This is a genomic window from [Rhizobium] kunmingense (assembly GCF_977018605.1).
Window position 1 is genome coordinate 342,665 of the sequence record NZ_CDRNXG010000003.1, and the last position, 12,777, is coordinate 355,441.

A 12,777-nucleotide genomic window follows, 5' to 3' on the forward strand; every position below is an offset into this window, starting at 1 on the left:
TCAACGGCTCCTTGGATCGAGCCGCCGGCGCACATCCTCGCCGACGAAGTTGATGCTTGCGATGAGGCCAAACAGCGCCAAACCGGGAAAGAGGCTGATCCAATATTGTCCTGTAAGCAGATACTGAAACCCATTGGCGACGGCGGACCCCAGGGACGGCTTGTCGATCGGCACACCGAGACCGAGAAACGAAAGCGTCGCTTCCAGCGCTACAGCATGACCGAGCTCGATCGGAACGAGGGTGATAGCGGGAGCAATACTGTTTGGGAGAAGATGGCGAAAAATGACACGCTGGGTCGGCAGGCGCAGGAGGCGCGCCGCATCCAGGTATGACTTGGTTGCCTCGCTCATCGCGACGCCGCGTGTGACGCGAGCGTAGGTCGCCCATTGCACGATCACGAGGGCCAGGATGATGCGGTCGATACCAGGTCCGAGTGTAACGATGGCGATGAGGGCAACAAGGATGGTCGGCAGGCTGAGCTGCAGATCGACGATCCGCATGATCAAGGCGTCGCCCCACTTGCCTGCATAGGCTGCTGTTACACCGGCAGTCACACCAATGAGAGCAGCGAGTGCCGTACTGGTGAAGGCGACGAAGAGGCTTATCCGCAATCCGTAAAGGACGGTGCTGAATATGTCGCGTCCAAGTCCATCGGTTCCGAGCAGGTATGTGTAACCAGCGCTGCCGGCAGTTCCCGGATACGACGATGACTCCCAAGCGTATATCTGCAACGGGTCATAAGGGTTTTGGGGGGCCACCAGAGACGCCGCGACTGCCAGCAGGACGTAGGCCATCAATATCAGCAGCGGCATGCTGAGGCAGGATCGGCCAGGGCGTTTCCAGAATGCGCGTATTGTATCGGTTTTCATTAAGATACCTTTCAGGCGCTGTGGCGTGTTCGCGGATCGACAACGACGTAAAACAGGTCCACGAGTGCGTTGAGGGCGACAAAAGCGATGGAGATGAAAGTGAGGGTTGCCATGACGACCGGGCGGTCGAGAAGCAGGATCGAGTCGATCAGCAGTTTTCCGACGCCTGGCCAGTTGAAGATCGACTCCACGACCACTGCAAAGGCCAGCATTCCACCGAACTGCATGCCGATGATCGTTACGATCGGAACGCTGATATTTGGCAGGGTATGCCTGAACAGGATGCGGCATGGCGAGAGGCCTTTCGCGTGGCAAAACCGCGTGAAGTCCTGGGTTTCGACCTCGATCGTTCCGGATCGAGTCAGCCTTGCGATGAGTGCGATGTTTGGAAGAGCAAGGGCCATCGCCGGAAGGGTGAGTTGCCGCAGCCCATCGAGGGTCAGGAAACTCCACTCGGTTCCAAGGAGCGTTCCTGTTGGACCCCGCCCGCCCGATGGAAACCAGCCCGTCAGGATAGCGCCGATCAGGATGAGCATCATGCTCAGCCAGAAGGACGGTATGCTGAGTGCGATCACGCTAAATCGGAGGATAGCCAGATCCACCGGCTTGTCCTTACGGCGGCCGGCGAGCAGACCCAACAGTATCCCTGTCGGAGCAGCAATCATCATCGCAACGATTGCGAGTTCGAGGGTTGCGGGGAGCTTGCCCATCACCAGCTGGAATGCCGGCAGGTGATAGATATAGGAAATTCCGAAATTCCCAGTCACAACGCTGCCGATGAACAGGAAATACTGGTGCCATAATGGCTGATCCAAACCGAGCGCGATTGTTGCCTGGCGGATGTCTTCGGCAGTTGCGGTCTCGACATTGACGAGATTGAAGGCCGGATTTCCAACGCTGTGAATGCCGACAAAGCCGATGAGCGACATGACGAGGAGGAGAAGGAAGGCTTGTGAAAGCCTTCCAACAATTGTCGATACCATGTGCTAGATCCTCACTCAGTCGGCGGAGCGGTTTGCATGGCTGTTGTCCAACCGCGCGGATGCACTGTGTAGGATCCGACCTTCTGGCCGTGTCCGACGATCAAGTGGAAATGATAGAGTGGAATGGTCGGATAGTCGGCCATGACGAATTCCGTAGCGCTCGCGAGCGCTTCGCTTCTTGCCGGACCTTCCTCCATCGCCTTGGCTTCGATCAGCATCTGGTCGAACGTCTTGTTCTCGTAGTGGCCGTAGTTCAACGAGCCTGTGCCGAGCACTGGGTTTGGAGACGCGAGGACACCGTCAAGGCAAAGAGTCACGGCTTCACCTGAGCATCCGCCATACCAAAGAGGATACTCTCCATTGGAGCGTCTGGTCATGAAAACCGAGAAGGGTGAGACGACGGGTTGGACGCTTACGCCGATGCGAGCCCAGTTCTGCGCAATGGCTTGCAGAGATTCCGCGTCACCCGGATAGCGGCCGCCCGGTCCGGCAAGCACGACGCTGAACCCATCCGGGTATCCGGCGGCAACAAGCAGTGCTTTTGCACCATCATAGTCCGGCGGGCCGACTGTTAGCTTTGACGACGTTCCGGACAAGCCCGGAGGGAACGGTTGTGCCGCTGCAGTGCCGTAGCCCGAGAGGATCTTGTCGGCGAGAAATGCGCGGTCGGTTGCCATGGTCAACGCCTGACGAACACGCTTGTCCTTGAAAGGATTGCCGATCGGTTTGCCGCTCTTGTCGGTGACGCCGGGCGGCTGATCGCTACCTATATCAAACTGCAGGAAGTTCGAGCGGGAAGCGCTGGTGCTTTCGATTTTCAGGCCCCGTTGCTTGAGACCTTCGACGTCTCGCGCTGGGATATAGTCGGCCAGATCGACATCACCTGTTGTCAGAGCTGCAACACGAGCGGCTGGGCTTTCGATCACGCGGAAGGTCACATCGGTCCATGCCGGCGCACCGCCCCAGTACTCGATGTTGCTTGCAAGGGTGAGCCCTTCACCGGATTGCCAGGTCTTGAACCTGTATGGGCCGGTTCCGTTCGGCTGCGCGCCAGCATTTAGTTCCTCGGTCGTCGCGAAACCACCTGTCTTGTGCGGAAGGATGAACAGCGTTGTCATCTGAATCGGGAGGGTAGGAGCCTCGCCATCGGTTTCGATCACGACGGTCATGGGATCTGGCGCGATCACGGATTTGATGGGCTTCGTGTAAGACTGGAAGCCTCCGCTCGGGGGCTTCAAAAAGTCACGGACTCTCTCGATCGAGTAAATGACATCCTGGGCGGTAAAGGGAGAGCCATCATGGAATTTCACGCCTTCGCGAAGCTTGAATTCCCATAGCGTTGGGGCCAGCCGCTTCCAGGAGAGGGCGAGAGCCGGCTGCGGAGAGAGATGCTCGTCCTGCCTCACCAGGCGCTCATATACATGGGCGAGAAGCGCGTTGTTTTCGTTGAGATCGGCATAATGCGGATCGAGCGTCATCAGCTTCAGTTGTGTCCCGATACGCAGTTCCTCCGCCATCACCGTTGTTGCGGCAAGACCGGTGGAGAGCACGGTCGCGAGTGCCAGCGCCTGCAATGGCGGCCGGTATTTGTGCATGAGTTGCATTTCGTCGTTCCCTTCTTTTTTGGATTATTCAGCATTCCTTCATTGCGACGAGGAGTTGTCTCGACGCGTACGCCATCCTTTCCGCGACAGGCGCTGGCGGCGTCGCAGGTTAGGAATTCCTAATTATGAATTGCATACTCTGTAGTGGTATACTCTACATTGCATAACGCGATGATTATTAAAAGCGGAAATTTCGTTTAATTTTTCCCGAGATGTCGATCAGATCCGGTTTAGAGGAAGCGAATCTAAACACAGCGATCGCCGAGGAAATCGCGCCAAACTTCAATAGGCGATCGAGCTCAGCGATCACGACCAGGCAGGGAGCACACGCCGTTCATCGCGAGCAGATCGACCAGCATCGCACTCAACTGCGGCCAGGGAAATTCTTCGCTATCAGACCGCGGCGCTCCGCGTTTCAGGATACAATGAAGTTTCGCGGCTGCAGCGACAGTCGACATTGCCGGCGCTTCCGACAGTTCGGCAGCCAATCGCTCCTCAATGAACGAAGCTTCGGTTTCCGCTCGCTTGGCACGGCTGTATCCGACTGAGACGTCCGCCGCATCCCACCGCCGCCGCTTAGAAAGTAGTTCGGCCGCCGCATTCGCGCGCGCATCTGCGAAACTTCCGCCTCTAAGCTTGTCCTGAATTTCCTTGATGGAGGACACGACGGCCACTCCACCTTCGGGAAGCTGGATCTCCACTCTTGCAGCGGGAACCAAGGCAAACAGCTTGCTCTCCAGCTCCTGTTGCTCGCGGCTTCGACGGCCGAGCTCCCGAAAAGCAAGCATCCAGGCATCCCACCTTACCAGGGCGACGTCGCGGATGCCGGGAACCCAGCGTTTCTGATCCGCGATATTCCTGGCCAGAAACCACTCTGTTGTTTGTAAAGGGTTTCTGCACGTGATTGCAGGCAAAGTTCTGCTATTCTCAGAATCAGCCATGATCCGAGCTCCAGACAGCTAGGGTTTGGTTAGACTGCATCCGATGCTCCAACATGGGGTGCAGTCGCCGCAAGAAATTGGGCAGTCACTTGTTAGCAGAATACTCATCGATGATCAATTTGAAATCAGATGATAACTATGAAATCACTGGTGCGCAGATTAGAGCTGCACGCGGGCTTGTTCGCTGGAGCGCGAAAGAACTTGCGAATGCCGCCTCCGTTGGGGTGGCCACAATAAGCCGAGCAGAGGTGCACGATGGGCGCCCCCCGATTACTGCCGCCAATTTGAAAGCGATCCAGCAGGCACTCGAGGATGCTGGCATTGAATTTATTCCGACGAACGGCGGCGGAGTAGGGGTTCGTTTTAGGAATCCATAAGCTTTACGCAGCCGGGACACGATCGATGCCAGAAAATTTTCTGAACCGTCACCGAGTACGGAGTAGCGAGAGCTATGGCCGCGCCGAACAATCCCAGATAAAAGTAGACGGGAGCGCGTCAAAACGCAATTCGCAAATCCCACCAAGTCATTTGCCGATAGACCGAGATTGTGCTTCGCGCTCGGCCTGATTGTCAAAAACTTTGCCGACGTCGTCATTCGATAGCTCGTGCGGCGGTGACTCCCTCCCAACCAAGGCGATGAGATGCAACTCACCGCTGGCACAAACGGCATGGGTTTGGTCAGGGCTCGGGTAAATTCGCTGGTAATCGGGCCGATTAAGACGAATTTTCAGACGAAGCACGGAAGGACTTTGAGAATTTTGTCGTGGATCAGGTTCCTCTGGGTCGTGTTGGCACCCCCGAGGAGGCTGCTGCCGTCGCCCTTTTCCTTCTTTCAACAGACTCGTCCTACGTTACTGGGCGCCAATACGCTGTCGATGGTGGGTTGATCATGCAATGGCTGGTCTGGGTCGAAGCAGAGACCTACCTAGCGAACTCGCGTAATCCAATTCCTCCGATTGCACTCGACATGCAACTCTGAATAAGCGATTGCTTGTCGAGTTCTTATGGATTTTTGCATGCAGCGGCCTTATTTACAGAAGACTATCGTCGAGCTTCGGACCCATTTCGAGACATTCAATACCAACGAAGCAGAGCTAAAGCTGCTGGCCTATGAGCTATCGAAACGAAGCGTTCAAAAAGCTGCGGTTCTCGGTCAGGAAGTGAACGACGCCCTGCGGGCCTTGGCAGGCCCGACGCGTGCCGAAAGTGAGGGGCCACACTCCACAAACCAGTCTAGCTCGGCGCCAAGACCTACTCCTCCATGGGAGGCACCAAGTGAAGCTGTTGCGGATCAGCCCGCTGTTGAACTTGACGATCTCCAAGGCTTTACGCCTTCCGGCAGGAAGGATGATCCGGCCTCGATCTTGTCTGCCTGGACCGCATTGGAAGCGCTCTCGCCTCAAAGCTACAAAAGGGCTGAGGATCTTGCTTCTGGGGAGCGTAGCAGGATCGTGCCCTTTTCCGCTGCAGAGCTTCCGTGGAAACGAGGTCTGAAAGCGAAACCCAACCATCGCCTCTTCTTCCAGATTGTCCTCGGTTGCATTGCCCTCGATCGGGCGACGGACCTGCTTGTTGAGGCCTTTGGGGAAGACGAAGAGCGTTCAAGACCGGATGGGCGCAAGGCAGTCATGGCGGCCATTCTCGTCGACAAGGATGGCTATCTGTTGGACGACAATGCCATTGCTGTTTCAAGCTTCGCTTGGGCATTGCAGCCGGCGCTTCAGCGCAAGCTTGGCCATCTTGGTAACTGGCCGCGGGTTCAAACCGTTGTGCTTGATAAGTTAGAAAAAATCATGCGTCGAAAGGATCGGGATGGCAACCCGCTCCCCCTTGACGCAGCGACTATCACCGCCGCCTATGAATGGCTGGTGCGGCAGTTTGCTGTTCCGGAAGAACTATTGGAAGCGCCCACCTTCGCGCTCAAGGTTTTTCACCATTTTAAGGCCAGAACGCCTCCGGAGCCCTCGCTTCTTAATTCTTTCTTCCTCGACGATATCGGACTGGCATCAGAGCTTGTCGCTTCCGGCCGGCAGGGTGAGGGGCTCAGCCGATATTTAGGAATTTCGACGATTTCCCATCCGAGCGATGTCCTGGCGCCGCCTTCGGCGGTCGAGCCGTACGTAGCGCCCGCAAAAGCACCTCAGGCCCGATGGCCCTCAAACGGTCACCATCCTCTCGTCCTGCTGCAGCAGGCCGCAGTCAATGTCGCGAGAGAAGAGCTGGTCAACAAAACCGGTATTCTCGGGGTGAATGGTCCGCCTGGAACGGGAAAAACAACGCTCCTTCGAGATGTCGTGGTTGGATGCGTGTTTGATCGTGCATCTGCCATGGTGCGATTTGAGAAGCCGCTCGATGCGTTTTCAACCACGGGGCAGAAGATGGGCGTAGGCGGCAACGCTTTTTTCCACTTCTATCACCTCGATCAAAGCCTACGCGGGCATGAGATCGTCATAGCTTCCAGTAATAACAAAGCCGTTCAGAACGTCAGCGAGGAGTTGCCGCTTCTTAAAAACAACGGACGGGCAGATGAGATTTCTTACCTGCGCTCCATCAGTGACCTCGTTGCCAATCCGAAACGCTTTGGCGTCGATGATGACGATGATGCGGATCGTTCACAGAAGAGAACGTGGGGTCTGATCGCGGCAGTTCTGGGCAATGGAGGTAATCGCGCTGCGTTTCAGCAGACTTTTTGGTGGCACGACGACGGTGGCTACCGGATTTACCTGAAAGCGGCCAAAGGTGATGATGTCCTGCGAGAAATCAAGGACGAATACGGTAAAGTGATCCGGCGGGAAATCCCGTCCGTGGTGACAAACGAGTCCCCGCCGGTCAGTGAAGCCGCAGCGTTGTCGAATTGGAGAAAAGCAAGAAATCGGTTTTCGACACTTCGCAAACAAATCGATTCAGAAATTTCGGCACTTGAGGCTATCCGAAGATCTTGTCTAGAGTTGCCGATCTTGAAGAAGGCGACCGCTGCTGCTCTGATCAGACGCGAACCAATAGCTCTGGCCGTTCAACGGGCGAGCGCACAGGAAAGCGAAGCTCGTGGAGCTCTTTTCCTAGCACAATCCGAATTTGAGCGGGCGCGAAATGATGTCCACGCTCATGGTCTGGGGCGTCCTGGCTTCTTTGCTCGATTGTTTGGAACATCGTCCTGGCGAGCGTGGCAAGTTCGCAAAGCCGACATTGATCGCATCAGCGACAATGCTCGGCTGAGGCAGATGCAAGCAAGCGAGACACATAACGCGGTAAAGGCAGAGCTGGCACGCCAGAAGGCAGAGATCGGCCGAGCAGACCAAGAGTTGCAGACGCTGCGTTCAAATGCTGCCAGGCATGAAGAGACCATTGAGACCGCCAAAGCGACGCTCGGCGCACAAGTGATCGATGACGACTTCTTCGCCCAAAGCCATGAGGCAATTAATCTGACGGCACCCTGGTTACCGGATAGCCTTCATCGAAAGCGGGAGGCTCTGTTTGCGGCGGCTCTCAATGTCCAGAAGGCATTTGTTGATGCTTCGGCACAGAAGGTCCTTCATAACCTTAATATCTTGATGAGTGCGTTTACCGCCGGCGCTCTGGCGAACCCGAGCCACAAGGCGTTGCTTGGCGACCTGTGGTCCACTCTATTCATGGTGGTCCCAGCCGTTTCGACGACGTTTGCATCCGTCAATACGATGTTCGGTGATCTCGGTTCGGAGACAATCGGCTGGCTCCTGGTCGATGAAGCCGGTCAGGCCGTACCGCAGGCGGCGGTCGGCGCAATAATGAGGGCCAAACGCTCGATCGTTGTTGGTGATCCATTGCAAATACCGCCGGTGGTCTCTCTTCCCGAGAAACTCAATCTAGAGATCTGCAAATTCTTCGACATAGATCAGGATCGTTGGTCCGCTCCCACGGCATCTGTTCAGACCCTGGCGGATCACGGTTCACCGTTTCAGTCTATGTTCAATGCCGATGCAGGCCTGCGACGAGTTGGGTTTCCGCTGCTTGTTCACCGACGTTGCCAGGATCCGATGTTCAGCATATCCAACGCAATCGCCTATGATGGCCAGATGGTCCACGCAGTCTCGGATCCAGATCCCGGTGAAGTGGGGCGGGATTTTGGGCCATCCTGTTGGTTCGACATTGATGCAGACGCAGACACCAAATGGTCGCCGGGCGAGGGGGACGTGGTTGTCCGAATGATGCGCAGGATCGCAACGCTTGGCATTGTCTCTCCAGACATATTCGTTATCTCGCCTTTCAAGATCGTTGAAACGGAGATGCGTCGTCAACTCGAGCGCGAGACCGATATCTTCAAGGCGATCGGAGAGGACGCTGCGACCTGGGTTCGCGATCGAGTTGGAACGATCCATACGTTTCAGGGTCGGGAAGCAGAGACGGTCATTCTATTGCTTGGCGCACCTAAACCCGGTCAGCACAGGGCGCGGGTTTGGGCGGGCAATCCTCCCAATATCCTCAATGTTGCTATTTCGCGGGCAAAACAGAACCTTTACGTGGTCGGTTCGAAAAACGCATGGGCCGGCGCAGGGCAGAGCTTTCAGGCATTAATCCAATCTATGCCTGTGCGCAAATTTTGACGGCGGTTGATCGACAGCGACGACCGGAAGACCAATCAGCGGCTGTCTTCACCCAATTGCGTGTTTTGGAAAGGCATTGAAAGACGCCATTAGTGGCGTTACATAGCGTCTGTGCTGACGGCCATTTGGAATAAGGGTTTAACATGAGTCTCGCACAATATGCAGACGACGGACTGTTCGCACCGCGTAAGATCGCCGTTGCGTTTCGCACAACTAGCGCAGAGGTCGCCCGCACCGTGGGACTCGGGAGAGACGCGATCCAGCGACAGGATCGAATTCGCTCCGATAAGACGCAGCGGCGCCTTCGCGAGATGATTGAGATCGTGAACAAAGTCGAGCGACGCTTCGGCTCAGCACTTATTGCGTATGCCTGGTATCGCTCAGAGCCGCTGTCTGGCTTCTCGGGCCAGACTGCGATGCAACTGGTCCGCAACGGACGCGCCGCCGAGGTGCTCGACTATATCGACGCGGTCGACGCCGGCATTCACGCATAGTCTCGCATGCGCTATCAAGGAAAGCTCTACCGGGCGCTTAATCCGGTCTGCACCTTTGAACCCATTTCGGGACGCGAAGCAGAACTGTACGGCGGCCGGTTTAACTTGAAAGGCGTACCGACCCTTTACACATCGCTGACGATCATAACCGCGTTAAAAGAAGCCAATCGGATCGGCAATCTGCAACCGATGACGCTTGTCTCATATGATGCCGATATTGAACAGGTATTTGACTGCCGAAACGAAGCGGCCGTCCGGATGCAAGGAATAGACGCAGCGGCACTCGCCGATCCGACGTGGCGTGGTCAGGTGAAGTCTGCGCCAGAGGCGAGAACGCAAACCTTCGCGCGTCAGCTTGCAGCTGACGGTTATTGTGGGCTGATCGTGAAGAGCTTCGCACCCGCCGCAACTGACGACGACATCAATCTTGTCCTTTGGAGATGGAGCAGCGCGTTACCCAACCGGCTGATCCCGATCGACGATGAACAACCACTGTCGCGATAGCCTATGCAGGACGCAATTATCCGGGTCGACACGCCGGTCGTATCTAAGCACACCGCCGGCTCCAATTAATTCGTGGCGTGATCTATTCCACCACTGTCAGCCGTAGGCCGTTTCCATCGTCAGGTGATTGTTGCGCAAATGTCCGGCAATGACCGCCGTGATCACTGACCACGGAATTCATGTTTTGAGGGTTATGTCGCGAAAAGTCATTATACCACTGACCAGGACCATTCAGGTGAGTCGGGCGAAACACGCCCGCTCGCGAGGTGTTTGGACATTTCGGCCCAGATCGCATCTTTCGTGAAGGCCGACAAGTCACCACTCGCCTCAGCCACGGTCATCCTTCGATATTTCTCGAGCAACGGTTGAACGCCACCGGCTGCATAGATCTCCGTGACGGGATTTGCGTTTGCGGGCAGAATGACACGATGCCCCCAGTTTCCGGGTCGCTCATCCTGCTTCAGCGCATCCAGGAGTTTGCAATCACCGGACCGCATGAGACTTAAAGAGGTGAGGTAACGCATAAGCGGGAGATAGATCGTTTGCCGGCATCCTCCAAGCGCGCGGACACCCGGCAATATCGAAAGCACGAGAAACGCCGTAAACAGGCTCGGAAGAAGCCTTCGATCACGGATTGCCGCAGAGATTGCAGACGGAGTAAATTCGATGTCGCAATGGGATGCATCGTCGCTGCGCAGATAGCCGGCACTCAGCCGCAATGGTACAACACTATTCGTCTTGACCAGCCAGAAATGATCAGTCGTTCTTCTGATCCACCCTCTCCAAGGACCCACGTTTAGCCCATCGATATCTGCAGAAAGTCTTTCTGCTTCCCCTCCCGAAACGAAGCAGTTCGCCATCCAAGAGGACTTGTCATCCAGGTGGTCGGCGATGAGCTCGGCAATATCGAAATCATCGAGCTGCAGCAGCTTCACGGGTGATGTGATCCGCTTTCGCCATAATACTTGGTTTGCGTTTTTGATAGCGTCAGCAGCGGAGTCAAATGAGGAAAAGGGGAGGTCGTCCAGAAGTTTCCGGGACGCCAGGCTTGCTGCTCTTTCACCATCCGAATTGGTCAGCGCGAAATGATAGGGACCGTTTGGGCAACAGATGCTGCGTCCTTCCATCCGACTTCGGGGCAGACCGAAAAGGTTAAGAGGCTCCTCCTCGACCCTGAGCCATCCAGGCCCCTTTTTCGCCGATTCCTTAAAAGACATTGTCGTGCCGAAATAGGTGATGTGCCAGTCTCGGTCATGTGCGGTCAGGCCCAGAAGGCTGAACAGGTGCGTGTAAAAGGCATCCGGCTCAACGAGCAGCAGACAATGAGGGCCGGTTTGCATGACTGGAGAGCCGAGCAGTTCACGGCCCGCAGCCATCGCTTCCTTGGCATCGTAGCCTGCTCTGAGTGCGGCGCGTTCTACCGCTGCCCGCAGACGCGTCATTGCGTGATTACGCACGAAGCTCGCCGATTGCGCTCTATCCAGTCGGTAGGCCTCCGCTGAATATGCCTCGAGCGACTGGCTCCAAAAGGGCTGGATTGATGGCATAAGGGCCGTGAGCGCTGACCGGATCTCTGAAACGCTGCTATAGTGCGTGGTAGAAGTAGACATGTCCCATGACCAATGTTCAAGAAACAAGCGACCGGTGTTGTTCGAATGCTCCCATCTGTTTCGGTTGGCGCCACACAAGCGCCGGGGCTATCGGATCAGTATCTGTATCGACCAGGACGGTCGGCAGTAGATGATGACAGAACGCGGGCGGTATCGCAGGCTTCAGCATGAGAGCGATGAACTCGCGAATGGTTTCGCGCGCGTTTGACGAGACGAAGGTGTAAAAATTGCCGCTGTTCCAGGTAATTACCGAATAGCGAAAGAATTCGCGCAACGCCGCCGCAGTGGTCGCGAGATCGACCTGTAGCCTTTCCATGGTGTCGAGCACCTCATCCTTCTTGTCAGCTATCCCGGATGGCGAAAAGTAGCGCGGCTTGAAAAGCTCGTCTTTCTGTCGCTCGCGCATTCGGTAAATCTCAACATCTTCGTGAGCGAGCTTTTGAACCTGGATCAACAAGCCTCCCGGCTTGATTTTTGGAACAACGAATTCGAGCTGTCTCGTCCTGTCGCGGTTGTACATCTGGAATGTTGTGTCCTCAAAAAGTACGTCAAATCCGCCGCGAAACGGTTGCAGTTCGGGATCGTCCGCCAAGCGTTCTTCATTCAAATCGAAAAATGGTCCTAGGAAGAAATGCGCATGAACGCTACCGCGATTGGCGTAGAAGGCTTCACCGTTCGCTGCGGTGGGACTGCAACAAAGAGTTTCGAGGCGACCGCCACCAAGCGATGCAATCGCTCGTGACATGCAGCCCGTACCCGTGCCGAGCGTATAGATCTTCGTTTGCGAGCGCGATCGGGCCCAGCTCCTTAAGGCATACGCCAGGATGGATGAACCTAACCGGCATTCTTCTTCAATCCGATAGGGAATGCTGGCGAAATAATGTATGTCAAATGGTCCCCATAGCCGGCGGTGTGTGTCGGCGAAAACGGCGCAATCAAGGTCAAAGTCAAGCAAGCTCAGGTCTACTAGAGGTTCACCGCGATCGGGTGCCCCTCCGGTGCCGTTCGCCGTGCGGTCGAAAAACGATGCAAAGGAAGTAAGCCTTGGCGCGGAGCGCCACTGTTCGATTACGTCGATGTCGACCATGGTCGCGTCCTTCCGTCTCAGACGTTGCAAGGCCTCCCCAGATCGTTATGTGCGCTTGTTGCGACCATTAGTGCGCATCGCGATCGGATGCCGCAACCTGTCGA

At 56.0% G+C, this 12,777-nt stretch carries 11 protein-coding genes; 5 read left to right on the forward strand and 6 right to left on the reverse strand.

From position 1 onward, the window contains the following. From AC0JZ4_RS25895 to AC0JZ4_RS25910, 4 genes are all read right to left on the reverse strand, one after another. Nucleotides 1-813: an ABC transporter permease gene (locus AC0JZ4_RS25895; RefSeq protein WP_471889382.1), complete on the reverse strand. Its 813-nt coding sequence runs from the start codon at nucleotides 811-813 to the stop codon at nucleotides 1-3. A 68-nt stretch (nucleotides 814-881) separates the two neighbouring features. Beyond that, a complete protein-coding gene (locus AC0JZ4_RS25900) occupies nucleotides 882-1,853 on the reverse strand; it encodes an ABC transporter permease (RefSeq protein ID WP_471889383.1) in 972 nt (323 codons plus the stop codon). A gap of 11 nt (nucleotides 1,854-1,864) precedes the next feature. Further along, complete coding sequence (locus AC0JZ4_RS25905) at nucleotides 1,865-3,457, reverse strand: ABC transporter substrate-binding protein (RefSeq protein ID WP_471889384.1); 1,593 nt, start codon at nucleotides 3,455-3,457, stop codon at nucleotides 1,865-1,867. Nucleotides 3,458-3,756: 299 nt separating this feature from the next. Then, complete coding sequence (locus AC0JZ4_RS25910; protein ID WP_471889385.1) at nucleotides 3,757-4,398, reverse strand: hypothetical protein; 642 nt, start codon at nucleotides 4,396-4,398, stop codon at nucleotides 3,757-3,759. A gap of 110 nt (nucleotides 4,399-4,508) precedes the next feature. Between AC0JZ4_RS25910 and AC0JZ4_RS25915 the strand changes: the two genes are divergently transcribed. The 5 genes from AC0JZ4_RS25915 (at nucleotide 4,509) to AC0JZ4_RS25935 (ending at nucleotide 9,976) form a co-directional block, all read left to right on the forward strand. After that, entirely contained in the window at nucleotides 4,509-4,775 is a 267-nt protein-coding gene (locus AC0JZ4_RS25915) for a helix-turn-helix domain-containing protein (protein WP_471889386.1), read from the forward strand. Nucleotides 4,776-5,161: 386 nt separating this feature from the next. Further along, on the forward strand, nucleotides 5,162-5,377 hold the full coding sequence (locus tag AC0JZ4_RS25920; RefSeq protein WP_471889387.1) for an SDR family oxidoreductase: 216 nt from the start codon (nucleotides 5,162-5,164) through the stop codon (nucleotides 5,375-5,377). A 37-nt stretch (nucleotides 5,378-5,414) separates the two neighbouring features. Continuing rightward, nucleotides 5,415-8,978: a DEAD/DEAH box helicase gene (locus AC0JZ4_RS25925; protein WP_471889388.1), complete on the forward strand. Its 3,564-nt coding sequence runs from the start codon at nucleotides 5,415-5,417 to the stop codon at nucleotides 8,976-8,978. A 143-nt stretch (nucleotides 8,979-9,121) separates the two neighbouring features. Further along, entirely contained in the window at nucleotides 9,122-9,472 is a 351-nt protein-coding gene (locus AC0JZ4_RS25930) for an antitoxin Xre/MbcA/ParS toxin-binding domain-containing protein (RefSeq protein ID WP_471889389.1), read from the forward strand. Nucleotides 9,473-9,478: 6 nt separating this feature from the next. Then, nucleotides 9,479-9,976 carry an RES family NAD+ phosphorylase gene (locus tag AC0JZ4_RS25935; RefSeq protein WP_471889390.1) on the forward strand — a complete coding sequence of 166 codons (498 nt, stop codon included), beginning with the start codon at nucleotides 9,479-9,481 and terminating at the stop codon, nucleotides 9,974-9,976. A 209-nt stretch (nucleotides 9,977-10,185) separates the two neighbouring features. Here the strand turns inward: AC0JZ4_RS25935 and AC0JZ4_RS25940 are convergent, their stop codons facing one another. Next, a complete protein-coding gene (locus AC0JZ4_RS25940; protein ID WP_471889391.1) occupies nucleotides 10,186-11,586 on the reverse strand; it encodes a hypothetical protein in 1,401 nt (466 codons plus the stop codon). 16 nt (nucleotides 11,587-11,602) lie between these two features. Then, the gene (locus AC0JZ4_RS25945; RefSeq protein WP_471889392.1) at nucleotides 11,603-12,673 is read right to left on the reverse strand and encodes a class I SAM-dependent methyltransferase; all 1,071 of its coding nucleotides are present in this window, start codon (nucleotides 12,671-12,673) and stop codon (nucleotides 11,603-11,605) included. Nucleotides 12,674-12,777 lie beyond the last annotated feature (104 nt).